This window comes from Serratia sp. AXJ-M, assembly GCF_046531865.1.
GTDB lineage: Bacteria > Pseudomonadota > Gammaproteobacteria > Enterobacterales > Enterobacteriaceae > Serratia > Serratia liquefaciens.
Window position 1 is genome coordinate 1,703,565 of the sequence record NZ_CP059394.1, and the last position, 25,893, is coordinate 1,729,457.

The window sequence follows — 25,893 nt, forward strand, 5'->3', positions numbered from 1 at the left end:
TTTATACCGGCCCGATTTTTGTCGGGGATGAAGAGGAACAGGATGATGACACCCCCACTGACGCTGAAGAAGCTGCCGCTGCTGGATCTTTCGCAGCTTGATGGCGACGCCGGGCAGCGGCAGGCGTTTCTTGACGGTTTGCGTATTGCGGCGCGTGATGTCGGCTTTTTCTATTTGCGTGGCCACGGCGTTGATAGTGCCCTGAATGCACAGCTGCAACGGTTGGCGAGACAGTTTTTCGCCCTGCCGGAAGCCGACAAACTGGCGGTGCAGATGGTGCATTCGCCGCATTTTCGCGGCTATAACCGTGCGGCGGCTGAATTGACCCGCGGCCAGCCGGACTGGCGCGAACAGTTTGATATCGGTGCAGAGCGAGCGGCGCTACCGTTGGCTGAAGCAACCCCACGCTGGGCGCGTTTGCAAGGGCCGAACCAATGGCCGGAGGCATTGCCCGAACTGAAACCGCTGTTATTGCAATGGCAGCAGGCGATGACCGCCATGTCGCTGCGGCTGTTGCGCGCCTTTGCCCTGTCGCTTTCACTGCCGGAACAAGCATTTGATTCGCTCTACGGCGACAAACCCAATGAACATATCAAACTGATCCGTTATCCAGGGCGTGAAGCGACCGCGAGCGGGCAGGGGGTTGGCGCCCATAAAGACTCCGGTTTTCTCAGCTTCCTGCTGCAGGACCGGCAGAAAGGTCTGCAGGTTGAAGTGGATGAAGGGCGCTGGGTTGACGCCGAACCGCTTGAGGATACCTTTGTGGTCAACATTGGCGAATTGCTGGAGCTGGCAACCAACGGCTACCTGCGCGCCACGGTACATCGGGTGGAGACGCCGCCGGCGGGGAGCGATCGACTGTCGATTGCTTTCTTCCTCGGGGCGCGACTGGACGCGGTGGTGCCTGTGTATCAGCTGCCTGAATATCTGGCCGCGGAAGCCCATGGCCCAGCCAGCGATCCGCATAATCCGCTGTTGCGCGACGTAGGCTTTAACTACCTGAAAGGACGCATCCGTTCCCATCCGGATGTGGCGCAGCGTTATTACCAGGATGTGGTTGCTTAAGGGAGGAGGCCGCATACCGCGCCCAACCGGGTGAGTCGGGTCGAACATGTTCGACCCGATTGTTTTGAATTACTCAGCCAGTGCCTGCTGCAGATCGGCGATCAAATCTTCCGCATCCTCAATCCCTACCGACAGGCGCAGCAATTGCGGCGTAATACCGGTTTTCATCCGCTGTTCCAGCGGGATAGAAGCGTGAGTCATGCTGAACGGCTGACTGATCAGGCTTTCCACGCCGCCGAGGCTCTCTGCCAGGGTAAACAGCTGTGAACGTTTGATCACCCGGCGCGCATAGGCATCATCGCCTTTCAGCCGTACGGAAATCATGCCGCCAAAGCTGCTCATCTGCCTGGCCGCCAACGCGTGCTGCGGGTGGCTCGGCAGACCAGGGTAGTAGACTTCTTCTACCTGAGGTTGGCCTTCCAGCCACTGGGCAATACGCAAGGCGCTATTGCTGTGACGCTCCATACGCAATGCCAGGGTGCGGATGCCGCGCAGCGTCAGGAAGCTGCTGAACGGATCGAGAATGCCGCCCACCGCGTTTTGCAGGAAGCCGAGCTGCTCGGCCAACTCTGGGTTATTCCCCACCGCAGCGACACCGGCGACCACGTCGGAATGGCCGTTGAGGTATTTGGTGGCGGAATGCACTACCACATCAAAGCCGAGATCCAGCGGACGCTGGATATAAGGCGAGGCAAAGGTGTTGTCCGCTACGCTGATCAAACCGTGTTTTTTAGCGATGGTGGCGATGGCGCTCAGATCAGCCAATTTCAGCAGTGGGTTGGTCGGCGTTTCAACCCAGATCATTTTGGTATCCGGTTCGATTGCCTGTTCCAGCCCGGCTAGGTCCGCCGGGGAAACATAGGTAACGCGCAGGCCTGCGGTACGGCTGCGGACCTTCTCCAGCAGGCGATAGGTGCCGCCGTACAGATCGTCGACCGCCACCAGATGGCTGCCCTGATCGAGCAGCTCCAGCACCGTTGAACAGGCGGCCAGGCCAGAGGCAAAGGCATACCCACGGCTGCCGCCTTCCAGTTCGGCAATGGCGCTCTCCAACGCGGTGCGCGTTGGGTTGGCACTGCGTGAATATTCATAACCGGTATGCTCCCCCGGCGCCGGTTGGGCGTAGGTGGAGGTCGCATAAATGGCCGGCATTACCGCACCGGTGGCATCTGGCGTGTAACCGGCATGAACCGTCAACGTATCAAACTTGGCCATACAATCATTCCTTATTAACGTAATTTTTGGCGCCAGACGTTAAGCACGTCTGTGCGGGTAATCAAACCGAGGAAACGCTCACCGTCGAGGACGACCGCTACGTGGCCGTGATTGAAGGTGGCCAGTAAATCCTGATAGCTGGCTTCTTTTTGCAGCGTCTTGACCGAATGGGTCATGGCGCGGGCGGCCGGCAGACTGAAGTGGCTGGCGTCCGCCTGCACGGCATTGAGCAGATCCCACTCGTCGATCAGGCCGACAACCCGATCGCCTTCCAGCACCGGCAGCTGCGAGATGTCATACAGCCGCATGCGGGCATGAACGATAGCCAGCGTGTCTTCCGGTGCGACCGAAACGGCGGCCCCTTCGTCATGACGGTAGGCGATCAAATCGCGTAAATCCTGATGCTGCGGCTTGCTCAGCAGGCCTTGTTCCAGCATCCAGTGGTCGTTATACATTTTAGACAGGTATTTGTTGCCGCTGTCGCAGACGAAGGTGACCACGCGTTTCGGCTCTGTTTGTGCCTGGCAATAGCGCAGCGCTGCTGCCAACAGGGTGCCGGTGGATGAGCCTGCCAACACGCCTTCTTTGCGCAGCAGATCGCGCGCGGTGGTGAAGGCTTCGGCATCGCCGATACGATAGGCATTGCGCACCTGGTTAAAGTCGCTCAGCGGCGGAATGAAATCTTCGCCGATCCCTTCCACCAGCCAACTGCCGGCCTCGCCGATCTGGCCGTTATCAAGATAGTCCGCCAGGATCGAGCCAGCCGGATCCGCCAACACGAACTCGGTTTGTGGCGAGACTTCGGCAAAATAGTGGCTCAGGCCGCCGAGTGTGCCGCCGGAACCGACGCCAACCACGATGGCATCGACCTGATGCTCCATCTGCTGCCACAGTTCCGGCGCGGTGGTGCGGGTATGGGCCGCCGGGTTGGCCGGGTTGTTAAACTGATCGATATAAAACGCACCGGGGATTTCGTCGGCCAGCCGTTTGGCATAATCCTGATAGTAAGCCGGGTGCCCCTTGCCCACGTCGGAGCGGGTCAGCACCACTTCTACTCCCAGGGCGCGCAGATGGAAAATCTTCTCGCGGCTCATCTTGTCCGGCACCACCAACAACAGCTTATACCCCTTCAGGGCCGCCACCAGCGCCAGGCCCAAGCCGGTGTTGCCGGCGGTGGCTTCAATGATGGTGCCGCCGGGCTGCAGGCTGCCGTCGCGTTCCGCTTGCTCGATCATCGACAGCGCTACGCGGTCTTTGATGGAGCCGCCGGGGTTTTGATTCTCAAGCTTGACGAACAGGCGGCAGGGGCCGGTATCAAACTGAGTCAGTTCCAGCATCGGGGTGTTACCGATCATATCGATGACGGAATGCGGTATTGCCATGAGGATCTCCAGAATAATTCGGTTTAAAGCCGTTATCTGGATGATAGCGCTGTCAATAAGCCCATTAAAAAGAACAAATAACCACTCAATATGCTTTTTTGGAATATATTAATTCAATTTGGACGTATGGAGGCATGGATGTTCAGCGGTGCAGATGTTCAGCCGTATGGCCGTGGGCCGTTTAAAAAAACGACGCGCCGTCGGCTTTTCATCCAATTTACGCGTAACAGCGTACAGTTATGTAAAAATGCTGAAAATTCGCGCTAAACCCTGCAAAAATAAGATGAATCTAATAAACTCACAGCAAGGGCATTTTCGGTACGCCGCTCAACCCGTCATGGGGCCGCAGGGAGTTTGCGGTTGGAAAACGCGTATCGGGCCACTCTCGCTGGTTGGCTGAAAACGTGAATATGTTTGAAAGTTAACGCTATTTCAATGATTTGAATGGATACTCTGGCGACGTCATGATGAAAAAAAACTTTTCCACTACCCTGAAAAAATTAACCTTTAGCGTCAGCATCCTGTTGTTGGCTGCGCCTGTCGTACAGGCGGCGGAAGCGCCGGCTGCCCCGCAGGTCGATGCCAAAGCTTTTGTGCTGATGGATTACAACAGCGGCAAAATTCTGACGGAGGGCAATGCCGATACCCGGCTCGATCCCGCCAGCCTGACCAAGATCATGTCCAGCTACGTGATTGGCCAGGCGATCAAGGCCGGCAAGATCAAGCCGGAAGACATGGTCACCGTAGGTAAAGATGCCTGGGCAACCGGTAACCCGGCGTTGCGTGGCTCCTCGCTGATGTTTATCAAGCCGGGCGACCAGGTGCCAGTGATGGAGCTCAACAAAGGCATCGTCATTCAGTCGGGCAACGACGCCAGCATCGCGCTGGCCGATTATGTCGCGGGTAGCCAGGATTCGTTTGTCGGCCTGATGAACAACTACGCCAAATCGCTGGGCCTGCAGAATACCCACTTCCTGACGGTGCACGGGCTGGATGCGGAAGGGCAGTACAGCACCGCACGTGATATGGCGCTGCTGAGTCAGGCACTGATCCGCGACGTGCCGGATGAATATGCGCTGCATAAAGAAAAAGAGTTCACCTTCAACAAGATCCGCCAGGTTAACCGCAACCGTCTGTTGTGGAGCTCCAACCTGAACGTTGACGGCATTAAAACCGGTTACACCGGTGGCGCCGGTCATAACCTGGTGGCCTCGGCCACTGATGGCCCGATGCGTTTGATCTCGGTAGTGCTGGGCGCGCCGAGCGATCGCGTCCGCTTTAGCGAAAGTGAAAAGCTGCTGACCTGGGGCTTCCGCTTCTACGAAACCGCCACCCCTATCAAAACCGACAAGCCGTTTGTTACCCAGAAAGTGTGGTTTGGCGACGTTGGCGAGGTGCCGTTGGGCGTAGCTAAAGATGCGGCGGTCACTATCCCGAAAGGGCAGATGAAAAACCTGAAGGCCAGTTACAAGCTGAACCAGCCGACGCTGGAAGCGCCATTGGCAAAAAATCAGGTGGTTGGCACCATCGATTTCCAGCTTGACGGCAAAACTATCGAGCAATATCCGCTGGTGGCGATGCAAGAGGTGAAAGAAGGGAACTTCTTCAGTCGTATCTGGGATATGGTGATGATGAAACTGACCCAGTGGTTCGGCAGCGTGTTCGGCTAGTTATCACGAGGGTTCAAAGACCACGTTGTTATCAAACAGAGGGCGCATGATGGCGCCCTCTGCTTTTATCAGTTACAGGCGACCACCTTGATCGCCAGACCGCCCTGCGACGTCTCACGGTATTTGGCGTTCATGTCCTTGCCCGTCTCATACATGGTTTCAATCACCTTATCCAGGCACACCCGCGGCTCGCTGGTACGACGCAGCGCCATACGTGCTGCATTGACCGCTTTCACCGCGGAAATCGCGTTACGTTCGATACAGGGCACCTGAACCTGGCCAGCCAATGGATCGCAGGTCAGCCCCAGATGGTGCTCCATGGCGATCTCCGCCGCGATGCAAACCTGAGCTGGGCTGCCGCCCATCAATTCTGCCAGACCGGCCGCCGCCATGGAGCAGGCGACGCCCACTTCCCCCTGACAGCCCACTTCTGCACCCGAAATAGAGGCGTTCATCTTGTACAGCGCGCCAATGACGCCGGAGGTCAGGAAGTAACGGCTATAGGAATTAGGGTTCACCGGGCGAATAAACTGGTCGTAATAGGCCAGTACCGCCGGGATGATGCCGCAGGCACCGTTGGTTGGGGCGGTCACCACGCGGCCACCGGCGGCGTTTTCTTCATTCACGGCGAAGGCGAACATATTGATCCAATCAACGACGTTCATCGGATCGATGTTGTTCTTGTCGCCGGTCACCAGAATACGGCGCAGAGCTGCGGCGCGGCGCTGAACCTTCATTGGGCCGGGCAGCAGGCCTTCGGTATTCATGCCGCGTTCAATACCGGCACGCATCACTTGCCAGACTTCGGCGAAGTGCGCGTCGATCTCGGCCTTGCTGTGCAACGCCAGCTCGTTTTGCATCACCAGACCGGACAGCGAAAGGCCGGCGTCCTTGCAGTGCTGTTGTAAGTCACGCGCCGAATTGAACGGGAAGGGCACCTGAACCGGATTCGCCTCCGACAGGCCAAAATGTTCCTCATCGACGATAAAACCGCCGCCGGTAGAGTAATAGGTTTTGCTGTGCAGCAGGCGTTCGTCGGCGAAGGCGCTGATGCGCATGCCGTTTTCATGCAGCGGCAGATTATTGCTGTGGAAGTTCATGCTGGTTTGCAGCGGAAAATCCACTTCGTGATGACCCTTGGCCATCAGCAGGCGACCGCGTTGCTCAACGTCACGGATAAAACCGGCGATACCGTCGATATCCACGTCGTGCGGCAGGTTACCCGCCAGGCCCATAATGATGGCGATATCGGTGTGGTGTCCTTTGCCGGTCAGAGACAGCGAACCGTAGACGTCCACCACGACGCGGGTGGTATCCATCAACTGCTGGCTGGCGATCAACTCATCGGCGAACAGCTTGCCGGCTTTCATCGGACCGACGGTGTGGGAGCTGGATGGGCCAATACCAATTTTAAAAATATCGAAAACGCTGACCATGGTTTCGCCTCCTTCTTCAGGTGTTAGGCGTTAATGCAGGAAAGGGGGCCGTGCAGAGAAGCCGGCGCACAGGGCGCCGGCCGGGCTGGATTAGAGGCTGTACAGGATTGCGGAGATGGCGATCAGGCCCATCACTACCACGAACACGTTACTGATGTGGCCGCTGTACTTGCGCATGGCAGGCACTTTACGGATAGCGTACATCGGCATCAGGAACAGCAGCATGGCGATGATTGGACCACCCAGGTTCTCGATCATGCCGAGGATGCTTGGGTTCAGGGTCGCAACAATCCAGGTAGTCACCAGCATGAAGATGGCGGTGATGCGGTTCAGCTTGTTGGTGCTGATGGTTTTACCGCGGCTCTTCATCGATTTGGCGATCAGACCGTTAAAACCTTCACGTGCGCCCAGGTAGTGGCCCAGGAACGATTTGGTGATGGCGATAAAGGCGATAACCGGCGCGATGTAGGCGATCATCGGGTTGTTAAAGTGGTTGGCCAGGTAGGACAGAATGGAGATGTTCTGCGCCTTGGCTTCCGCCAGGTTTTCCGGCGACAGGCTCAGCACGCAGCTGAACACGAAGAACATAACGGTCAACACCATCATGATGTGAGCGAAGCCCAGAATGCGAGAACATTTCTTCTCGGCTTCTTCCTGGCCGTATTCTTCACGTTTGGCTACCGCAAAGGCGGAGATGATCGGCGAATGGTTGAAGGAGAACACCATGACCGGGATCGCCAGCCACAGGGTGATGATCAGTCCGTGGCCCATACCGGTACCGGCGCCGGACAGGGAAACGTTGTCGAAGATGGCGGTGGACCAGTTAGGGATCAGGTACAGAGCCAGCAGCATCAGCACGCCAACAAACGGGAACACCAGGATGCTCATGGTCTTCACGATAGCTTGCTCACCGAAACGAACGATGGTCATCAGGCCCACGATCAGGATCAGCGACAGAATGGCGCGCGGTGGCGACGTCATGCCCAACTGGTGAGTAATGAAGCTGTCGACGGTGTTGGTGATCGCCACGCTGTAAACCAGCAGGATTGGGTAGATGGCGAAGAAGTAGAGCAGGGTGATCAGCTTACCGGCGCCGATACCAAAGTGTTCTTCAACTACTTCGGTGATGTCTTCACCGGCATTTTTACCGGAGAGCACGAAACGGCACAGGCCACGGTGGGCGAAGAAGGTCATCGGGAAAGCGATGATGGCCATGATGATCAGGGGAATCAAACCACCGATACCGGCGTTGATTGGCAGGAACAAAACGCCTGCGCCGATCGCGGTGCCGTACAGGCCCAACATCCACATGGTGTCGGTTTTACGCCAGGTACTGGTAGAGCCAGAAGCCGCAGAGGCAATGGTGCCGGTCTGTGTAGTGTCCATAAATATCTCCGAAGTGAACACGTTAATTTAAAATTAAAGGCAAAACTTAAGGTTAAAACCGAATGTCGCAAGAGCAGATGGCGGCATCGGTAAGAATCAGGTGTTGCTTGCGGGGATAATTGGCGTCCCCCTGGTTGTTTATTATGCTAATTACCGTTGGCCAGTGTGGCGGATAATTAATCAAATGATATTCCGCTCCCGAAGGGCCTCACATCGATACTGCTGCCGGAAGGTCATGGCCTGCCGATTTTCGTTGGCGGCAAGATAACGATTTACAGTAGAAACAACCGTGATCATGCTCTCAAATGCGTAATATGTGCGGTTAATTGCTTTTTTATTGGTTTTTCATGCATATGTTGCGCACTTGTGTAAGATTTCATGCTGAAAACGCTCTCATGGATGTTTCAGGATTTATCCGGTGTGGACGATCTGTAACCAGATAAAACGCTGCCGTTGTCAGCAAGCCGAGCAATATATTTTAAGCGTGGGTTTGGATCTAGCTAAAAACCCGGAATAAGCGGTTTTAGTGACGTAGATCACATTGTGATTTCAAGTGAATTAACTTTTAATTAATTGTTTTATATGGTTTTATTTAAAATATCCCGCTAATAACGAAGGTAAACTACTTAACTGGATAGCGGATAAAAATGCTTAACCATTCATCATATAAATAAACCCAATTGGTTATATTTAAACCGAATTGGTTGCGCAATTGTTGATATTTATCTTGTAGATGTTATTGCGATTTATCATATAAAACCCCGCAGATACCGGGCGTGAAAGTAATATTGTGTGGGATTTATCCGTGCTAAAGGAATAAGCAGGAAGAACTGTTGCAATTTATTAACCTGAGATTGGCTGTGGATAAAGAGATTTGCGCATCAATCGAAGATTATTTGTTCAATTTTTGCAGAGAGAAGGGAACCAGGGAAGGGCACCGTCGGCTGGAACCGACGGTAAAATTCAGCTTAAAAACGAATGGCGATCGCGTTTTCACTGAAAAAGTCCGCAAACTGCGGCTCGGGCTGACGATCGGTAATCACCCGGTCGAACTGCGTCAGCGGACCAATGCAGGCGGGCTTGGTTTTACCGAACTTGCTGTGATCGGCCACCAGGATTTTTTGCTGTGCCATGGCCATTGCCCGGTGCTTCATTTCCAGCTCGTCAAAATTAAAGCAGGTGGCGCCATGCTGCAGGCTCAGACCGGCGGCGGAGATAAAGGCGATATTCGGGCAGATATGATCCAGCTCGTTGTGCTGGCCGACGGCGGTGAAAATGTAGTTGTTCGGCTTGAATTCACCGCCGCACAGGATCACTTTGCAGTTCGGTTTGTCCTGGAGCGCCAGAAAGGTATTTAGCGAGTGGCATACTGCGGTGAACACCAGATCGTCGGCAATGGCATCGATGATCGCCGGGGTGGTAGTGCCGCAGTCGAAAAATACGGTGTCGTTTTCGTTGATCAACGCTGCGGCCAGCAGGCCGATACGACGCTTTTCCGTGACCTGTTTGGCCTTTTGATCGGAGACAAAATAGTTGGTGACGCCATTGCTGCGGGGATCGGCGACCACATAGCCACCCAACAGCACCACGGCGGCCGGTTCCGCGCTGAGATCGCGGCGGATGGTCATTTCTGAAACGCCCAACAGCACGGCGGCTTCTTTTAAATGGATCTTGTCAGAGCGCTTTAACGCCTGGACTAACCGGTTGATTCGTTCTTCGCGCCGAGTTTCCATCTGTCTTCCCACAGGGTTAAGAGCCATTCTCCAGGGCCGAACACACAAATGCGGGGTAATAGTTGACCAGCCTAAGGCTGGACACATTACCCCGCATCAGATTATCACGGCGCGCGCCCGGTACTGAGGCGCCTCAGTTTATCAGTAGCTGCCGGCGGCAGCCTGATCACCGGAAACGATTGCTACGCCAGAGCTGGTGCCGATACGAGTAGCGCCTGCTTTGATCATCTTCTCGGCGGTTGCGCGATCGCGCACGGCGCCGGATGCTTTAACCCCCATCTCACTGCCTACCGTCGCACGCATCAGCTTGACGTGCTCTTCACGAGCACCGCCGGTGCTGAAGCCGGTAGAGGTTTTAACGAAGGCCACATCAAGTTCGCGACACATTTCACAAACCTGAACGATCTGCGCATCGCTGAGCAGGCAGGTTTCCAATATTACCTTCAACGGGATCGCCGCGCAAACCTCGCGCACGGCGGCGATGTCGGCTTTGACTTCATCCAGCAGGCCGCTTTTCAGCCAGCCTACGTTGATCACCATGTCAATTTCCTGCGCGCCGGCTGCAATCGCCGCTTTGGCTTCGAAGGCTTTGGCTACGGTCAGGCCGGCACCCAGAGGGAAGCCGATCACCGAACAGATTTTCACTTCGCTTTCCTGCAGCAGATGCGCAGCCAGCGGCACATAGCCGGAGTTAACGCAAACGGCGTAGAAGTTGTGCTGCTGCGCTTCTTCACAGAGTTTGGCGATTTGCTCTTCGGTGGCATCCATCGCCAGCAGGGTGTGGTCGACATAGCGGGCGTAATCAATGTTTTCAGTCGTCATTTCGATTCCTTGTTGAGGTTTGATCAAAGCACAATGTGAATAATGTTAGAATAATAACATTCATCTGACGATTAGGATAGCGTGATTTTAAAAATGAAGCACAGATCATCGTTTTTAGGCTGTGTGGTGTATAACATTGGCAGTGATGATATGTTATTTAAATAACATTTTGGTGCTGGATGCAGGTTTGACCTGCGAGAACACCCAGGGGAAAAACTATGGATATGCTAATAAATCTGGTGCCACAGCGGTTTGGGGCACAACCAGATGAAGTTTTCCGCAATGCGGATTTTGTGGTTACCGTTGTTGATTGTGCTCAGGCAGGACCGATGCTGACGTTGGAAAATAGCCGCGGCTCGCTGCGGGTATTGCCCTACAGTGGGATGACGATTTGGGATGCCGATTTTGATGGCTACTCGCTGAAGTCGGGCCGTCGTAGCGTCAAGGCGGCCCGTTGCCATCCTCATAGCGGCATTGCTTTCCATTCACCCTGGCCGTATGAGGATGGTTCATCATCAGAATTAAACATGCAGCGTGTAGCGTTGCAGCTAGAGGGGAATACCCTGACGCTGTACGGCAGTGGCGAACTTGCCGATCGGCAGTGCAGGTTGCGCCCGGCGGTGAGCTTGACGGCGGACAGCGCACAATTTTCCATTGATATGCAAATCACTAATCTCGCCGAAGCGCCTTTACCGCTGAATTATGTCTGCCAATTAAATTATGGCTGCATCCCAGCAGCCATTTTCCGACAGAATTTACCGGCACCGGCCTTGATGCCAACGGGGAGCATCGCCGATCGGGGCGTGCTGTGTTCGGACGATTTGTCGTTGTATGTCGATCAGGCCGAGTTTTTTATGTTGGCCTCAAAGGGCAGACGATACGTCACGCGTTTTTCCACCGCACAATTTAACTATGGTCTGCGCCCCGTCACACAACAGGGCAGCCAGCGTTTGTTCAGGTTTATCCAACCGGCCACCGGTAAGGGCGACAAACTGCCTGCAATGGTGATAGAGGCGGGGAAAATGAGAGCCTTCAGTGTCACCACCGGGGTGGTGTGAAACAGGGGCGGAGCCGCCCCTGTCTGAAGAGAGATTACTCTTTAACCCACCCTTTACGGATCGGGAAGGCGAACAGGAAACGGTACAGGCGCGTCAGTTTGGCGGCAATGATGTCGCCGAACAGGTTCCACACCAGTTGGGCAAACAGGCAGCCTACCAGACCGAGCAGGAAGCCACCCACCATGTCCAACGGCCAGTGCACACCCAGATAGACACGGGACCAGGCGATGCCAGCCGCCACGATTAACAATAAAATCCCTGACCAGACACGGTGCCAGAACAGGAAAGCCAGTGCGAAAGTAAAGATGGCGGTACCGTGATCGCTGGGGAATGAACTGTCCGGCGCATGCGCCAGGAAGGTATACCCCACACCGGCGACGAATGGCCGTTCATGTGGCAGCAGCATGCCGATAGTGGCGGCAGAAAGCATGGCAAACAGCAGAGCAATTGTCGTCTTGGCCACCACTTCACGTTGCGACACCAATTGGTTCTGCGGCCCCCACAGCCATAGTCCGATAATCAGCATCGGCACGATAGCGATCAGATCGCGCGCCAGAAAGGTGGCGACATCGATCGATCCTTCGGGGGACGCCGGGGTCGCGTTGATCCAGGCGAAAAGAAGATAATTCAACTGCTCTATCATAGTTACCTCGTCTTGCGGCGGACAAACCCGCTCGCCATACAATAAACAGCCAGTTGGCTGAGCCAGACCCACCAACCCGCCCACAGGTTATGGGTAAGAAAATGTGCGCCGCGCATGACCTGACCAAAACCCATCAGCATGCCGAGCACAATGCCGCCGAACCAACACCAGTAAGCCAGGCGTGGGCGTTGCGGATAAAACAGGAAAAACAGCGCCATCACGGCAAAGCCGCTGGAGGCATGGCCGCCGGGGAAGCAGCGCCCCGGTCCAGGTACTGCCGGTATTGCGCCGAACAGAGGGTAGGACATCGCTTTACCGCCGTATTCGATTAAATCCCAAGGGCAGGAATGTGCGCTGGTGGCTTTAAGAATCCCGACCACCAAGGGACCAATGCCGATCAGCAGCATGGTGACAATCATGCGCGGGTTACGGCGATAAATGCCCCAGAACAGCGCCAGCACCGCACCGGTAATCACGCCGATTTTCAGCAGGCGGTGGTTAATCAAGTCCAGCCAGTGATTGTTCTGCCACGGAAAATGCCCGCTGGCGGCGTCGAACCAGTAATTGCTGATGGCCCAGTCCAGCTGTTCATTGCGCGACAGCCAAAGGAACAGCAACCCACTGGCTATCAACCCAAAAACCTGCCAACGGTAAAAGGATGCCGGCAGCGAGTAAAGGGCGTTAGTCTGAATTTGGGGTGTTGTTGAGGATTGATTTAGTGAAGGTTTTGGATTCACGCAGGGCTCAGATTCAATCAGAGTGATAGAGAGCCCCATTGTAATAATTCTGTCTTAAGAAAACCTTAATGCCCAGGCAAGCCTGCTGCGAGAAAGGGATAGGCGAGCTATCGGCTTTCAGTTAAGGTAATCGTTTGCTTTTTATTGGGAAGATGTGGCGATGACAAAAAAATTGAATCTTGTGCTGTTGGCGGTCTGTGGCGCGCTGTTTTCTCCTCTGACGGTGGCGCAGCAGGGCGTTGTCCCCGGGCCGATTGTGGTTCAGGGCGCAATGCCGGTGGAGGCGGAACGTTTCGCCCAACGTCTGGACAACCCGCGTGAAGAACAAATTGGCGGCTGGCGCTTCTGGCGCGGCACCGTGGACGGTTATCCGGTAGTGGTGTCGGAAACGTTGAAAGGCATGTCTAACGCGGCGGCGGCTACGGCGATCGCCGCGACCCAGTTCCGTCCGGTGGCGATCATCAATCAGGGGACTGCCGGCGGCCACGATCCTGCGCTGAAAGTGTATGACATCGTGCTGGGAAAATATTCGGTTAGCCTGGGCGCGTTTAAAACGCCGAAAAAAGCACAGGGTGAAGGCAGTGATTCACGGCAGTGGCAACCTATGGATTTGCTGGCTTCGAAAGGCAGCGCCGGTGAGGATAAAAATCCCCATACGATCCGTCAATTCCCGGCAGACGCTAAACTGTTAGCGATAGCGGAGAGCGTTAAGGGCAGCTACGCGCAGGGCAAGGTCGTTGAAGGAGTGATTGGCTCCGCCGATGTCTGGAACAGCGAACTGGATCGCATTCGTGACTTCCGCGAAAAATATCATACCTCGGTAGAAGAGATGGAAACGGCTTCCGCCGCTCAGATAGCCGCGGCTTTCAATATTCCTTTTGTCGGCATTCGCGTCCTGTCCAACAATATTACCAACCAGGGTAAATACGATCCGCAGACCGGGCTTGCGTGTCAGGATTATGTCTACCAGGTGGTGAAGGCTTATATCGCTGAAAACGCATCTCGCTGATTGCTTATCCTGATTTTTGGTCGGCATCCTGGTTGTTGTTGCTGACCATTGTCCATTGTAAAGAAGATTAAACTGCTGGCGAGCTTGTCAGGAGTGTATTAGCTTATGGGCGAAGCATTTAATCATTGTAGGGATAAAAACATGAACAAGGCATCCGTCGTATTTTCCGGCCTGCTGATGGCCGTTTCCGCCAGCGCCATTGCTGCCACCTCTGCCGAAGACACCGATATCAGCAAACAGCCGCTGGAAAAGGTCGCGCCATACCCTAAAGCGGAAAAAGGCATGAGCCGTCAGGTGATTTACCTTCCTAAACAGGAACACGAAGAGAACTTCAAGGTGGAACTGCTGATCGGCAAAACGCTGGAAGTGGACTGCAACCACCACATGATCGGCGGCACGCTGGAAAGCAAAACCCTTTCCGGCTGGGGCTATGACTATCTGGTGTTGGAAAAACTGTCCGATCCGGCCTCCACCTTGATGGGGTGCCCAGACAATAGCAAACAGCAGAAATTTATCGCTGCCAATTTGGGTGACGCGTCCATGCAGCGTTACAACAGCCGCTTGCCGATTGTGGTCTACGTGCCGAAAGACGTGGAAGTGAAATACCGCGTGTGGAAAGCCGAAGAGACGGTGAACAAGGTCGAGCAGAAATAATATCGATGCGTGCTAACCATTAGCACGGCTAAGTCATTACCGGATAAAAGCCCGTTTAGGGGAGTGCATTGCGCCGTTGGCCATAGCCCCCCAAACGGGCTTTTTTTGTGTGTCGCACAGTGGGGTATAGCAATAGAAAACGGCAGTAAAAGTATGTAGTTTGGTGTCGATACACAGCAACGCAATCTACCTAACTGGGCCAACATGACAAAATTAATTGAATTTAACGCCATCATTGAAGCAGCGGAGCGTTTATCTGGGAAAGTGATTCGCACGCCGGCCATTCCCGGTTCGAAACTGGCTGAAAAAATCCTGCGGCCCGTCTTCCTGAAGCTGGAAAACACCCAGCTTGGCGGTTCTTTTAAAGCCCGAGGGGTGCTTAACAAATTTTTGAAACTGGCGGATGAGCTTAAAGATAACCGGTTTGTTGCGGTGAGCGGCGGTAATTTTGGTATTGCGATCGCCGAGGCTGCGAAAATCTTTGGCGCTGACGTCACCATTATTATGCCACCCAGCGCACCCTCCACCGCTATCGACCGGGTCCGTCAGTTGGGCAGTAGCATCATGATAGAAACGGATGTTCATGCGGCGTTTGAGCGAGCGAAGGCCTTGGCAGCCGAAGGTTATATAGTTATCGATGACTGTAACGATTCGCTGATAGCCGAAGGGCATGGCACTCTGGCACTTGAGTTTATCGCCGATTGTCCTGATTTAACCGATGTTTTTGTTGCTGTAGGTGGCGGTGGCATGCTGGCCGGTGTGGCGACGGCGCTGAAAACCATCAAGCCGGAGATCAGAATTTGGGGTGTTGAAACTGCGGGCGCCAATTCAATGCATCAGGCGCTTGGCGCCGGGAAACCTGTCGAGATTGAGGTCACGTCCATTATTTCCACGCTGGGGGTGCCCGTCATTGATGAAATGATGCTTGCGCATGCTCAAGCTTATGTCGAAGACATAGTGGTTGTTTCAGATAAGGCTGCCATCGAAGGGATGATCGCTTTTGGCGAAGAGGCTAAGCAGTGGGTCGAATTGGCTTCCGGAACGCTCATTCCCGCTGTGCTGGCCATTGCGCCCAAGCTGCCCGCCAATGCGGTGATCGGGATGGTGGTGTGCGGCGGGAATATATCCCATCAAGACATGGTGAAATGGGTGAGTTATTCGCGCAATCTTTGAGTTCATCGCAATTTTCGGATGAGTTACGCTGCCTATAAGTCACGTCTGAGCATCAATGAATTTAATGGTTTTGTTGGGCCGAACCACCGGTTCACTTTATTTCAGGCAACAAAAAACCCGATAGTCTTGAACCTAAAAAGGCGGGACTAACGGGCTCCACAAAATGGGGACATCAAAGAAAAGCAGTGGCACTAATTCAGACTACCCCCGGCAAGGAAAGTTCTCACTGGGGATAAAAATTTCAAAATATTTTTGCCACTGATTCATCTTCATTGCTTATCGTTTAGCCGAGGATCCCCGGCCACAGCACCACAATCAGCGAACCGGCCAGGGTTAACAATACGTTAGCGATAGCATAGGTACCGGCATAGCCCAGGGCAGGGATATTGCTGCGTGCGGTGTCGCTGATAATCTCCATCGCTGGCGCACAGGTGCGGGCCCCCATAATGGCGCCAAACAGCAGGGCACGGTTCATGCGCAGCACGTAAGCGCCGAACAGGAAGCAGATCACCACCGGCACCAGGCTGACGATCAGTCCGGCGATCAGCATCTGGCCGCCAACGGCACCCAGGCTGTGGCCAATACCGGCACCGGCGCTCAGGCCAACACCGGCCATAAACACCATCAGGCCGAACTCTTTAACCATATTGAGCGCGCCCTGCGGAATGTAGCCAAAGGTCGGGTGGTTGGCACGCAGGAAGCCGAGCATGATGCCGGACATCAGCAAGCCGGCGGCGTTACCGATGCCGAACGAGAAGTTGCTGAACTGGATGGTGATCTGGCCAATCAATAGCCCGATGATAAAGAAGGCGCAGAATGCCAACAGGTCGGTGACCTGACTGTGGATCGAGATAAAGCCAATCTTCTCCGCGACGCTTTTCACCCGGCGAGCGTCGCCGCTGACCTGCAGTACATCGCCTTTGTTGAGCACGATACTGTCGTCGATAGGCATTTCAATCTGGCTACGGATCACCCGGTTGAGGAAGCAGCCGTGATCGGTCAGCTTCAGCTGGCTCAGGCGCTTGTTCACCGCATTGCTGTTCTTGACCACAATCTCTTCGGTTACGATGCGCATGTCCAGCAGATCGCGGTCGAAGACCTCTTTGCCGTTGCGGAAGCTGGGATCCAGCCGTGCATGGGCATCGGGGTAGCCAACCAGCGAGATTTCATCGCCTACCTGTAGCACCGCGTCACCGTCCGGGTTTGCCAAAATACCGTTACGACGAATGCGTTCGATATAGCAGCCGGTCTGGCGATAGATGCCCAGTTCGCGCAGGTTTTTGCCATCGGCCCAGGCCACCAGCTCCGGTCCCACGCGGTAAGCGCGGATAACCGGCAAATAAACCTTGCGTTGGCTGTCCGTGTCCAGGCCACGTTCGCGGGCAATTTGCTGAGCGGAGGTGGAAAGGTCCTGGTGTTGCAACTTAGGCAGGTAACGTGCGCCGAAAATCAGACTCACCAGGCCAATCAGGTAGGTCAGGGCATAGCCGAGGCTCAGATGATCCTGTGCCGCCAGCAGCGCCGGGCCGTTGGTGATGGTATTGCGCAGCGTATCGCCGGCGCCTACCAGGACTGGGGTAGAGGTCATGGATCCGGCGAGCATGCCTGCGGTCAGGCCAATATCCCAGTGGAAAAGTTTGCCGAGACCGATGGCGATCACCATCGCGGAACCGACCATTACCAGCGCCAGCATCAGGTAATTTTTACCGTCGCGGAAAAATATCGAGAAAAAGTTGGGCCCGGCTTCCACGCCAACGCAGAAAATAAACAGCATAAAGCCGAGATTTAGCGCTTCGGTGTTAATGGCGAAATGTTGTTGGCCAAGCAGCAGCGAAACCACCAAAACGCCAATGGAATTACCGAGTTGAACGGAGCCCAGACGGACTTTACCGAGGCACAGCCCCAGTGCGAGTACCACGAACAGTAACAGGATGTAGTTACCGTTTAACAAACTAGCGACGTTTATGTTCACGGAGGATAACTTATTGTTTACCAGTAAGTGCTTGATATAGATAACTATAAGATATAAATTCAGTCAAAAATCGACGTCATAAATAACTAACCAGCGGAAGGCGATTCGAACCATCGATCGGCGGCGTTTATTCTAGTCGCTATGGCGCATGACAGCCAGCATAAAGCTGAGTTCCTGCGCCGCCGAACGCATTTTTACTCGTTGTATTTCAAGCCGCAACGCCGTCGTCTGCAGCCAGAGACGTGCTCTGCCCAACGGCATAGCCGCCGGTGCCGAGGATATGCAGCCTGAAATTTAGCGGGGTAGCTCTCTTTTAGTAGCCAAGGAAAAAGTTCAGTTCAGCGTTGCCGTTCTACGGCAAGGCGTCACCGGCTTTGTGACACGGCTGATTTCTACGGTGTGGTAACAGATTAAGGGGGAGTAGGGTATGGCGAGCGAACGGTATTGGTGGGGTATTTTGAGCTGTTTCCTGCTGTTCAGCCTGGTGTATCTCGGCCAGCAGAGCGGAGTCTTTGGCAGTACCGATCATGAGCATCGGGGGGAGACCGGCCTGTTGCTGTTCGTGATACCCGGCGTGGTTGCCAGTTATCTGTCGAGTAAAAAACGCATTCTCTGCCCGTTACTGGGCGCGCTCTATGCACTGCCGCTGTGCCTGATCATCCGCCACTTTTGGTTAACACCCTCTTATTCGTTCTGGCAGGAATTGGCTTACGCCACCAGCGCGGTATTCTGGTGCATGTTTGGCGCGCTGCTGGCGCTGTTTATCGGCGGCTTGTTGCAGGCTTATCTGCAATGTCACCGCCGCGAACGGCAATAAAAAAAGGCGCTTTGAGCGCCTTTTTGTCGTTCTTGCCTGAAACTTACTGGAACAGGTTCAGGTTTTCTTTGGCATAAGCTTCGAAATCGGTGCAGCCGCCGATGTGTTTCTCATCGAGGAAGATCTGCGGAACGGTTTCTACCGGTTTGCCAACGGTTTTTTCCAGATCGGCTTTGGTGATGCCTTCAGCGTGGATATCAACATAACGGAAGTTGAAATCGTCACGTTCTTCAGTCAGTTTTTCCGCCAACTCTTTCGCACGGACACAATAAGGACAGCCTGGGCGCCCGAAGATAACTGCAAACATGCAACACTCCTTAGATTGATATTCAATAATTTAATCGCAACTGCAATGACATTCTGTCAGTCAAAAAAGACTTAAGGTTGAGCATTACCCGCATTGATGGCGCCTACTATGCCCGTTGGGTCAGCGAAAAAAAAGCAGGAATTACCTGTTAATCTGATTCATCTAACCGATTAAGCCGCCGGGGCTGTCGCCATCGGGGGGAATTCACTACACTGGAGGCAGAGCTTCTGGAGAAGAAAAATATGCGTTCATTCGGTGACTTACCCCGTACGGTGTTGGTTTTGGAAGGCCTGGGCATGCTGTCATTAGTGCTGGCTTATCTGAGCATTCACGGTCACGTTCAATTGCCAGGCTGGTTGGCTTCCCAGCAGGCAGCGGTGGGCATGATTTTCCTCGGCGTGGCGCTGATGGTCCCGGCGGCGGCTTTTTTGGTTTGGCGCGTGGTGCAAGGATTCGGCCCGCTAATGCGCGGCGGTCAGCCGCCGCAGAACGATCGGCATAAGCCTCATTCGCCGGTCGATAAAAACGACAGTGAGCCGCGCGGCTGAGTGATGGCCGTCGGTGCAGGCCTGCCTGGCAGGTGATTGCCTTTTTGGGGTGACGAGTGAAAATTGCCATTCTTTCGCGCGATGGAACGCTGTACTCATGCAAGCGTTTGGTGGAGGCGGCAGAGCAGCGCGGCCACAGCGTGGATATTATCGATCCGCTTTCTTGTTATATGAACATTAACCCGGCCGCGCCGACCATTCATTATCGCGGCCGTCAGTTGGAACGCTACGATGCGGTGATCCCGCGCATCGGCTCCGCCATCACCTTTTATGGTACCGCCGTACTGCGCCAGTTTGAGCTGCTGGGCAGTTACCCGCTGAATGAGTCGGTGGCGATCACCCGTGCACGCGACAAACTGCGTTCGCTGCAGTTGCTGGCACGCCAGGGGATCGATCTGCCAATCACCGGTTTCGCCCATTCGCCGGACGATACCGGTGATTTGATTGAGCTGGTCGGCGGTGCGCCACTGGTGGTGAAACTGGTGGAGGGGACGCAGGGTATCGGCGTAGTGTTGGCGGAAACCCGCCAGGCGGCGGAAAGCGTGATTGACGCCTTTCGCGGCCTTAACGCCCATATCCTGGTGCAGGAATATATTCGCGAGGCACAGGGCAGTGACGTGCGTTGTCTGGTGGTCGGCGGCAAGGTAGTGGCCGCGATTGAGCGTCAGGCCAAGCCCGGGGAGTTCCGGTCCAATTTGCACCGTGGCGGTACCGCCCGCAAAGTAAGCATCACCGCCAAAGAGCGAGCTGTTGCGGTTAAGGCGGCCACCACGCTGGGACTGGACGTCGCCGGGGTAGATATTTTGCGAGCGACTCGCGGCCCGTTGGTGATGGAAGTGAACGCCTCACCGGGGCTTGAAGGGGTGGAAACCACCACGGGATTGGATATTGCCGGCATGATGATCGAGTATATCGAGCCGCGCGCCAGAGCGGGATTTCGTCTCAAGTCGGGCGGCTGATGTCCCCGACCAAAATCGGCTTTGCAATCGCCAGCTTTGCGGTTTTTTCCCGGCGATATTTGCCCAAATAGCGAATTAAGCCGCATTGATCGTGGCATCGCGGGGGAATATTCCGTAAGCTATGCGCCTTTTCGCGTTTTGAATATTGTGAGGCTGGTATTATGGATTCACTCATTGTCCCTGATTTGGCGTTGTTGCGACGCTGGCTGGATCAATCGGGCATTTCATTCTTTGAGTGCGATTCCTGTCAGGCGCTGCACCTGCCGCACATGCAAAACTTCGACGGCGTATTTGACGCCAAACTCGATCTGGTGGACAACGTTATTCTGTTTTCCGCCCTGGCCGAGGTGAAGCCGACCGCGCTGATCCCTCTGGTGGCCGATCTCAGCCAGATCAACGCCAGTTCGCTGACCATCAAAGCCTTTGTCGATATCCAGGATGATAACCTGCCGAAGCTGATCGTCTGTCAGTCACTAAGTATCGCCGTGGGCGTCACGCTGGAACAGTTCACGCACTTTATGCAGCAGGGCGAAGAGCAGATCTCCATGGTGATCCTCGAGGCGCGGGCGAACGATCTGCTGTTTATGGGTGACGAAGAAGAGAACCCGGCTAGCGCCGAACGCCTGCCAATGTTGCACTGATCCCCGCTGTAGATTATGCATGTCGCCCTTCTGGCGGCATGCTGCCGTTATTCCCTTCCACGATAATATATTCTGCGTTTTACCCTCTTTTGCCCGATATTTCTCGCCGTTTATGCCATTAATGGCGTATCACATAGAGAGAAACTGCATAAAAAATCGATAAAAGCCGTTTTTGCCCCCGGAGGCTGGTGCGTTTTGGCAACAGCGGTTATGCTGCTGATTCTGCTAAGGGCTTGCGATTCCCCAGGTGACCATGCGGGCTGGGCAGTTGAAAAAGGTGTCTGCAATCAACTGCATAGCTATTCAATCCGCGGTTGCAACGATTGCGCTCGATCAGGAAAGGTTTTGTATCAGTTTGCGATACAAGTTCAATTCTATGATTCACCCCTGTTTTGGAGGAAGTTACGGATGGTCACCCAACGTAAAAAGTGGTTATCGGGTGTTGTTGCCGGCCTGCTGATGGCCGCGTCCGTCACGGCGTCAGCCGAGGAAAAAACGCTGCACGTCTATAACTGGTCCGACTATATTGCGCCGGACACCTTAGCCAAATTCCAGAAAGAAACCGGCATTAAAGTGGTGTACGACGTCTTTGACTCCAATGAAGTGTTGGAAGGCAAACTGATGGCGGGCAGCACCGGTTATGATCTGGTAGTGCCTTCATCCAACTTCCTTGAGCGCCAGTCGAAGGCCGGTATTTTCGAGCCGCTCGACAAGAGCAAGATGCCGAACTACAAAAACCTTGATCCCGAAATGCTGCAGTTGGTGGCACATAATGACAAGGACAACAAGTACGGTATCCCTTACCTGATGGTGACCACCGGCATCGGCTATAACGTCGACAAGGTGAAGGCGGTGCTGGGCAAAGATGCGCCGGTCGACAGCTGGGATCTGATCCTCAAGCCAGAGAACCTCGAGAAGCTTAAAAGCTGTGGTGTTTCCTTCCTGGATGCGCCGAGCGAGGTTTACGCTACCGTACTGCACTACCTGGGCAAGGATCCCAACAGCACCAACGCAGCGGATTACACCGGTGCGGCCAACGATCTGCTGCTTAAGCTGCGGCCGAACATCCGTTACTTCCACTCTTCCCAATACATCAATGACCTGGCGAACGGCGATATCTGCGTAGCGATAGGCTGGTCCGGTGATGTGATGCAGGCGGCCAACCGCGCCAAAGAGGCGAAGAACGGCGTGAACGTGGCCTATGCCATTCCTAAAGAAGGGGCCCTGACCTATTTTGACATGTTTGCCATGCCGGCAGATGCCAAAAACAAGGACGCCGCCTACCAGTTCCTGAACTTCCTGATGAAGCCCGATGTGATGGCCGGCATCAGCAACTACGTCTATTACGCCAACGCGGTGAAGGACTCCACTCCGCTGGTGAAAGCGGAAGTGCGTGATAATCCGAACGTCTACCCGCCGGCCGATCTGCGTGCCAAGCTGTTCACGCTGAACGTGCAGTCGCCGAAGTTGGATCGTGTGATTACCCGCGCCTGGACTAAAGTTAAAAGCGGACGCTAGTACTCAGGGCCCAAAATGCCGGGCCCGGCTTTCAGTGTTGTCTTGACCAGCAGGCGGGGCTACCCGCCTGCATTGCCATTTTGGGCCATGGCAATCGCCGTGGTTTTTTGTACTGTTTGCACCGGAGAGCACCCCGATTGAACGACGCTATCCCTCGTCCTCAAGCCAAGTCGCAGAAGGTCTTCACCCCTCTGCTGGAAATCCGTAACCTCACCAAAACCTTTGACGGCCAAAATGCGGTCGAAGACGTTAGCCTGACCATCTACAAAGGCGAAATATTTGCCCTGCTGGGCCCCTCCGGCTGCGGCAAGTCGACGCTGTTGCGCATGCTGGCCGGTTTTGAACAGCCGACGGAAGGGCAAATCGTGCTCGATGGGCAAGACATGTCGCACGTGCCGCCATACCAGCGGCCGATTAACATGATGTTCCAGTCCTACGCCCTGTTCCCGCACATGACGGTGGAGCAAAACATCGCTTTCGGCCTGAAACAGGACAAGATGCCGCGTGGGGAAATCACCGAGCGGGTAGCGGAAATGCTGTCGCTGGTCCATATGCAGGAGTTTGCCAAACGCAAGCCACACCAGCTTTCCGGCGGCCAACGCCAGCGTGTGGCGCTGGCGCGCAGCCTTGCCAAGCGGCCAAAGCTGCTGCTGCTGGATGAACCGATGGGCGCGCTGGATAAAAAACTGCGTGACCGCATGCAACTGGAAGTGACGGACATTCTTGAGCGCGTCGGCGTGACCTGCGTGATGGTCACCCACGATCAGGAAGAGGCGATGACCATGGCAGGCCGTATCGCCATCATGAATCGCGGCAAGTTTGTGCAGATCGGCGAGCCGGAAGAGATCTACGAACACCCGAACAGCCGTTTCAGCGCCGAGTTTATCGGTTCGGTGAACGTATTTGACTGCGTGCTGCAAGAGCGTCAGGACGATGCCCTGATCCTGCAAAGCCCCGGTTTGCGTCATGCAATCAAGGTAGACTCCGACGCCTCGGTGGTGGACGGGGTGCCGATCCAGGTTGCGTTGCGACCGGAAAAAATCATGCTGTGCGAAGAGATCCCGGAAGATGGCTGCAACTTTGCCGTGGGGGAGGTGGTGCACATTGCCTACCTTGGCGATTTGTCGATCTACCACGTGAAGCTGCTCAGCGGCCAGATGCTCAGCGCCCAATTGCAAAACGGTCACCGTTTCCGCAAAGGGATGCCGACCTGGGGCGACGAAGTGCGGCTGTGTTGGGAAGCCGACAGCTGTGTCGTGTTAACGGTGTGAATGGCGAAGGTGAGGAATAATCATTATGACAATGCTTGCTGAACGCACGCCGCCGGAACCGCCGGCCAACGGGCCCGGCCCGCTGAAAGCTTTTTTCCAGCGCCTGCAAATGGCCCACGGCCGCAAACTGGTGATTGCGGTGCCGCTGCTGTGGCTGACGTTGCTGTTCCTGCTACCGTTCCTGATTGTGTTCAAGATCAGCCTGGCGGAGCTGGCGCTGGCGGTCCCGCCCTACACTGACCTGATGAGTTGGGCTGACGGCAAGTTGGACATCGCGCTCAACTTCGCCAATTACCTGCAACTGACCGACGATCCGCTGTATCTGGACGCCTATCTGCAGTCGCTGCAGGTGGCGGCGGTGTCAACAGTATGTTGCCTGATCATTGGTTATCCGTTGGCCTGGGCAGTGGCGCACAGCAAAGCATCAACCCGCAATATTTTGCTGCTGTTGGTGATCCTGCCGTCGTGGACCTCATTTTTGATCCGCGTTTATGCCTGGATGGGCATATTGAAAAACAACGGTATCCTTAACAATTTCTTGCTGTGGCTTGGGGTTATCGATCAGCCGCTGGTGATCCTGCATACCAATCTGGCGGTCTATATCGGCGTGGTTTACTCCTACCTGCCGTTTATGGTGCTGCCGATTTATACCGCCTTGACGCGGCTGGATTATTCGCTGGTGGAGGCCTCGCTGGATCTGGGCGCCAAACCGCTGAAAACCTTCTTCAGCGTGATTGTGCCGCTGACCCGCGGCGGTATCATTGCCGGTTCGATGCTGGTGTTTATTCCAGCGGTCGGCGAGTTCGTGATCCCGGAACTGCTGGGCGGGCCTGACAGTATTATGATTGGCCGGGTACTGTGGCAGGAATTCTTTAATAACCGCGATTGGCCGGTAGCTTCGGCGGTTGCCACCGTGATGCTGCTGCTGTTGATTTTGCCGATTATCTGGTTCCACAAGCACCAGAACAAGGAAATGGGGGGGCAGGGATGAACAACTTGCCGGTAGTGCGCTCACCGTGGCGTATCGCTATTTTGGTGCTTGGTTTCACTTTCCTGTATGCGCCGATGCTGATGCTGGTGATTTACTCGTTCAACAGTTCAAAACTGGTGACGGTGTGGGCGGGCTGGTCGACGCGTTGGTATACCGCGTTATTCCACGACTCGGCGATGATCAGCGCCGTCGGGCTCAGCCTGACCATTGCTGCCGCTTCAGCGACCGCCGCCGTAGTGCTTGGCGCGATTGCTGCGGTGGTGATGGTGCGTTTTGGCCGTTTTCGTGGTTCAACCGGCTTTGCCTTTATGCTGACTGCACCGCTGGTTATGCCGGATGTGATTACCGGTTTGTCGCTGCTGCTGTTGTTTGTGGCGATGGGGCATACCTTGGGTTGGCCGTCGGAACGCGGCATGTTCACCATCTGGCTGGCGCATGTCACCTTCTGTACGGCCTACGTTTCAGTGGTGATCAGTTCGCGCCTGCGTGAATTGGATCGCTCGATCGAAGAGGCCGCGATGGATTTGGGCGCGACGCCGTTGAAGGTGTTTTTCGTGATCACGCTGCCAATGATTGCACCGGCGCTGGTTGCCGGCTGGATGCTGGCATTCACACTGTCGCTGGATGACCTGGTGATTGCCAGCTTTGTCGCCGGGCCGGGCGCGACCACCTTGCCGATGCTGGTGTTCTCCAGCGTGCGTATGGGGGTTAATCCGGAAATCAACGCCCTGGCCAGTTTGATCCTGCTGGTGGTGGGGATTATCGGTCTGATCGCCTGGTGGTTTATGGCTCGCTCGGAAAAACAGCGATCGCGCGAATTACAAAAGGCCGCCCGTAGCTGAGTCTGATTAAACCTGCTATTTTTGCAATTATTGGTATTGCAATT

24 protein-coding genes are annotated in these 25,893 nt (G+C 55.0%); 14 read left to right on the plus strand and 10 right to left on the minus strand.

Annotation, left to right across the window (positions count from 1 at the left end; translation table 11 throughout):
* The first annotated feature begins 45 nt into the window (after window positions 1–45).
* Window positions 46–1,065 (plus strand): isopenicillin N synthase family dioxygenase, encoded by a 1,020-nt coding sequence (locus tag H0S68_RS07985; protein WP_217331441.1) that lies wholly within the window; start codon window positions 46–48, stop codon window positions 1,063–1,065.
* Between the two features lie 69 nt (window positions 1,066–1,134).
* Here the strand turns inward: H0S68_RS07985 and H0S68_RS07990 are convergent, their stop codons facing one another.
* Window positions 1,135–2,280 carry a trans-sulfuration enzyme family protein gene (locus tag H0S68_RS07990; protein WP_046374031.1) on the minus strand — a complete coding sequence of 382 codons (1,146 nt, stop codon included), beginning with the start codon at window positions 2,278–2,280 and terminating at the stop codon, window positions 1,135–1,137.
* 14 nt (window positions 2,281–2,294) lie between these two features.
* Window positions 2,295–3,662, minus strand: coding sequence for a pyridoxal-phosphate dependent enzyme (locus tag H0S68_RS07995; protein ID WP_410529295.1), 1,368 nt, complete (start codon window positions 3,660–3,662; stop codon window positions 2,295–2,297).
* Between the two features lie 464 nt (window positions 3,663–4,126).
* Between H0S68_RS07995 and H0S68_RS08000 the strand changes: the two genes are divergently transcribed.
* On the plus strand, window positions 4,127–5,332 hold the full coding sequence (locus H0S68_RS08000; RefSeq protein WP_020826062.1) for a serine hydrolase: 1,206 nt from the start codon (window positions 4,127–4,129) through the stop codon (window positions 5,330–5,332).
* A gap of 68 nt (window positions 5,333–5,400) precedes the next feature.
* Here the strand turns inward: H0S68_RS08000 and H0S68_RS08005 are convergent, their stop codons facing one another.
* From H0S68_RS08005 to deoC, 4 genes are all read right to left on the minus strand, one after another.
* Complete coding sequence (locus tag H0S68_RS08005; protein ID WP_020826063.1) at window positions 5,401–6,768, minus strand: L-serine ammonia-lyase; 1,368 nt, start codon at window positions 6,766–6,768, stop codon at window positions 5,401–5,403.
* Window positions 6,769–6,858: 90 nt separating this feature from the next.
* The gene (locus tag H0S68_RS08010) at window positions 6,859–8,154 is read right to left on the minus strand and encodes an HAAAP family serine/threonine permease (RefSeq protein WP_020826064.1); all 1,296 of its coding nucleotides are present in this window, start codon (window positions 8,152–8,154) and stop codon (window positions 6,859–6,861) included.
* Window positions 8,155–9,122: 968 nt separating this feature from the next.
* Window positions 9,123–9,887 (minus strand): DNA-binding transcriptional repressor DeoR, encoded by a 765-nt coding sequence (deoR, locus tag H0S68_RS08015; protein ID WP_046374028.1) that lies wholly within the window; start codon window positions 9,885–9,887, stop codon window positions 9,123–9,125.
* 141 nt (window positions 9,888–10,028) lie between these two features.
* On the minus strand, window positions 10,029–10,709 hold the full coding sequence (gene deoC, locus H0S68_RS08020) for a deoxyribose-phosphate aldolase (protein ID WP_020826066.1): 681 nt from the start codon (window positions 10,707–10,709) through the stop codon (window positions 10,029–10,031).
* Window positions 10,710–10,927: 218 nt separating this feature from the next.
* Here deoC and H0S68_RS08025 point away from each other — a divergent pair, with 218 nt between their 5' ends.
* A complete protein-coding gene (locus tag H0S68_RS08025; protein WP_410529296.1) occupies window positions 10,928–11,767 on the plus strand; it encodes a hypothetical protein in 840 nt (279 codons plus the stop codon).
* A 34-nt stretch (window positions 11,768–11,801) separates the two neighbouring features.
* Here the strand turns inward: H0S68_RS08025 and ybjG are convergent, their stop codons facing one another.
* Together ybjG and H0S68_RS08035 are read right to left on the minus strand one after the other, a co-directional pair.
* A complete protein-coding gene (ybjG, locus tag H0S68_RS08030; RefSeq protein ID WP_041415284.1) occupies window positions 11,802–12,407 on the minus strand; it encodes an undecaprenyl-diphosphate phosphatase in 606 nt (201 codons plus the stop codon).
* A 5-nt stretch (window positions 12,408–12,412) separates the two neighbouring features.
* The gene (locus H0S68_RS08035; protein WP_410529297.1) at window positions 12,413–13,186 is read right to left on the minus strand and encodes a phosphatase PAP2 family protein; all 774 of its coding nucleotides are present in this window, start codon (window positions 13,184–13,186) and stop codon (window positions 12,413–12,415) included.
* Window positions 13,187–13,307: 121 nt separating this feature from the next.
* Between H0S68_RS08035 and H0S68_RS08040 the strand changes: the two genes are divergently transcribed.
* From H0S68_RS08040 to H0S68_RS08050, 3 genes are all read left to right on the plus strand, one after another.
* Complete coding sequence (locus H0S68_RS08040; RefSeq protein ID WP_115059319.1) at window positions 13,308–14,156, plus strand: 5'-methylthioadenosine/S-adenosylhomocysteine nucleosidase; 849 nt, start codon at window positions 13,308–13,310, stop codon at window positions 14,154–14,156.
* A 141-nt stretch (window positions 14,157–14,297) separates the two neighbouring features.
* On the plus strand, window positions 14,298–14,810 hold the full coding sequence (gene eco / locus H0S68_RS08045) for a serine protease inhibitor ecotin (protein WP_410529298.1): 513 nt from the start codon (window positions 14,298–14,300) through the stop codon (window positions 14,808–14,810).
* A gap of 204 nt (window positions 14,811–15,014) precedes the next feature.
* Entirely contained in the window at window positions 15,015–15,983 is a 969-nt protein-coding gene (locus tag H0S68_RS08050) for a threonine/serine dehydratase (RefSeq protein ID WP_410529299.1), read from the plus strand.
* A 283-nt stretch (window positions 15,984–16,266) separates the two neighbouring features.
* Here H0S68_RS08050 and H0S68_RS08055 read toward each other — a convergent pair whose 3' ends face one another.
* Window positions 16,267–17,955, minus strand: a complete 1,689-nt coding sequence (locus H0S68_RS08055; RefSeq protein ID WP_041414378.1) for an aspartate:alanine antiporter — start codon at window positions 17,953–17,955, stop codon at window positions 16,267–16,269.
* A 427-nt stretch (window positions 17,956–18,382) separates the two neighbouring features.
* Between H0S68_RS08055 and H0S68_RS08060 the strand changes: the two genes are divergently transcribed.
* Window positions 18,383–18,772: an inner membrane protein YbjM gene (locus tag H0S68_RS08060; protein ID WP_048761796.1), complete on the plus strand. Its 390-nt coding sequence runs from the start codon at window positions 18,383–18,385 to the stop codon at window positions 18,770–18,772.
* Between the two features lie 43 nt (window positions 18,773–18,815).
* Here the strand turns inward: H0S68_RS08060 and H0S68_RS08065 are convergent, their stop codons facing one another.
* The gene (locus H0S68_RS08065) at window positions 18,816–19,079 is read right to left on the minus strand and encodes a GrxA family glutaredoxin (RefSeq protein ID WP_012006074.1); all 264 of its coding nucleotides are present in this window, start codon (window positions 19,077–19,079) and stop codon (window positions 18,816–18,818) included.
* A 242-nt stretch (window positions 19,080–19,321) separates the two neighbouring features.
* On the opposite strand from H0S68_RS08065, the gene H0S68_RS08070 reads away from it, so the two are divergent.
* The 7 genes from H0S68_RS08070 to potI all read left to right on the plus strand — a co-directional run bounded on the left by H0S68_RS08070 (window position 19,322) and on the right by potI (window position 25,849).
* Window positions 19,322–19,627, plus strand: a complete 306-nt coding sequence (locus H0S68_RS08070; RefSeq protein ID WP_044549449.1) for a YbjC family protein — start codon at window positions 19,322–19,324, stop codon at window positions 19,625–19,627.
* 56 nt (window positions 19,628–19,683) lie between these two features.
* On the plus strand, window positions 19,684–20,586 hold the full coding sequence (rimK, locus tag H0S68_RS08075; protein WP_046374023.1) for a 30S ribosomal protein S6--L-glutamate ligase: 903 nt from the start codon (window positions 19,684–19,686) through the stop codon (window positions 20,584–20,586).
* 161 nt (window positions 20,587–20,747) lie between these two features.
* Entirely contained in the window at window positions 20,748–21,227 is a 480-nt protein-coding gene (locus H0S68_RS08080; RefSeq protein ID WP_020826077.1) for a YbjN domain-containing protein, read from the plus strand.
* A 408-nt stretch (window positions 21,228–21,635) separates the two neighbouring features.
* Complete coding sequence (gene potF, locus H0S68_RS08085) at window positions 21,636–22,745, plus strand: spermidine/putrescine ABC transporter substrate-binding protein PotF (RefSeq protein WP_020826078.1); 1,110 nt, start codon at window positions 21,636–21,638, stop codon at window positions 22,743–22,745.
* 137 nt (window positions 22,746–22,882) lie between these two features.
* Complete coding sequence (gene potG / locus H0S68_RS08090) at window positions 22,883–24,016, plus strand: putrescine ABC transporter ATP-binding subunit PotG (protein ID WP_020826079.1); 1,134 nt, start codon at window positions 22,883–22,885, stop codon at window positions 24,014–24,016.
* A gap of 25 nt (window positions 24,017–24,041) precedes the next feature.
* A complete protein-coding gene (gene potH / locus H0S68_RS08095) occupies window positions 24,042–25,007 on the plus strand; it encodes a putrescine ABC transporter permease PotH (RefSeq protein ID WP_020826080.1) in 966 nt (321 codons plus the stop codon).
* A complete protein-coding gene (gene potI / locus H0S68_RS08100) occupies window positions 25,004–25,849 on the plus strand; it encodes a putrescine ABC transporter permease PotI (protein WP_020826081.1) in 846 nt (281 codons plus the stop codon). The genes potH and potI overlap by 4 nt, the downstream gene beginning before the upstream one ends.
* Window positions 25,850–25,893 lie beyond the last annotated feature (44 nt).

Bases quoted from the DNA above. Each gene is read 5' to 3' on its own strand.
- deoR (WP_046374028.1), bottom strand. From the start codon at position 9,887: ATGGAAACTCGGCGCGAAGAACGAATCAACCGGTTAGTCCAGGCGTTA.
- H0S68_RS08065 (WP_012006074.1), bottom strand. From the start codon at position 19,079: ATGTTTGCAGTTATCTTCGGGCGCCCAGGCTGTCCTTATTGTGTCCGT.
- deoC (WP_020826066.1), bottom strand. From the start codon at position 10,709: ATGACGACTGAAAACATTGATTACGCCCGCTATGTCGACCACACCCTG.
- H0S68_RS07985 (WP_217331441.1), top strand. From the start codon at position 46: ATGACACCCCCACTGACGCTGAAGAAGCTGCCGCTGCTGGATCTTTCG.
- H0S68_RS08070 (WP_044549449.1), top strand. From the start codon at position 19,322: ATGCGTTCATTCGGTGACTTACCCCGTACGGTGTTGGTTTTGGAAGGC.
- potH (WP_020826080.1), top strand. From the start codon at position 24,042: ATGACAATGCTTGCTGAACGCACGCCGCCGGAACCGCCGGCCAACGGG.
- potF (WP_020826078.1), top strand. From the start codon at position 21,636: ATGGTCACCCAACGTAAAAAGTGGTTATCGGGTGTTGTTGCCGGCCTG.
- H0S68_RS08035 (WP_410529297.1), bottom strand. From the start codon at position 13,186: ATGGGGCTCTCTATCACTCTGATTGAATCTGAGCCCTGCGTGAATCCA.
- eco (WP_410529298.1), top strand. From the start codon at position 14,298: ATGAACAAGGCATCCGTCGTATTTTCCGGCCTGCTGATGGCCGTTTCC.
- H0S68_RS07990 (WP_046374031.1), bottom strand. From the start codon at position 2,280: ATGGCCAAGTTTGATACGTTGACGGTTCATGCCGGTTACACGCCAGAT.
- H0S68_RS08050 (WP_410529299.1), top strand. From the start codon at position 15,015: ATGACAAAATTAATTGAATTTAACGCCATCATTGAAGCAGCGGAGCGT.
- potI (WP_020826081.1), top strand. From the start codon at position 25,004: ATGAACAACTTGCCGGTAGTGCGCTCACCGTGGCGTATCGCTATTTTG.
- H0S68_RS08080 (WP_020826077.1), top strand. From the start codon at position 20,748: ATGGATTCACTCATTGTCCCTGATTTGGCGTTGTTGCGACGCTGGCTG.
- H0S68_RS08060 (WP_048761796.1), top strand. From the start codon at position 18,383: ATGGCGAGCGAACGGTATTGGTGGGGTATTTTGAGCTGTTTCCTGCTG.
- H0S68_RS08025 (WP_410529296.1), top strand. From the start codon at position 10,928: ATGGATATGCTAATAAATCTGGTGCCACAGCGGTTTGGGGCACAACCA.
- H0S68_RS08000 (WP_020826062.1), top strand. From the start codon at position 4,127: ATGATGAAAAAAAACTTTTCCACTACCCTGAAAAAATTAACCTTTAGC.
- H0S68_RS07995 (WP_410529295.1), bottom strand. From the start codon at position 3,662: ATGGCAATACCGCATTCCGTCATCGATATGATCGGTAACACCCCGATG.
- H0S68_RS08005 (WP_020826063.1), bottom strand. From the start codon at position 6,768: ATGGTCAGCGTTTTCGATATTTTTAAAATTGGTATTGGCCCATCCAGC.
- H0S68_RS08040 (WP_115059319.1), top strand. From the start codon at position 13,308: ATGACAAAAAAATTGAATCTTGTGCTGTTGGCGGTCTGTGGCGCGCTG.
- H0S68_RS08010 (WP_020826064.1), bottom strand. From the start codon at position 8,154: ATGGACACTACACAGACCGGCACCATTGCCTCTGCGGCTTCTGGCTCT.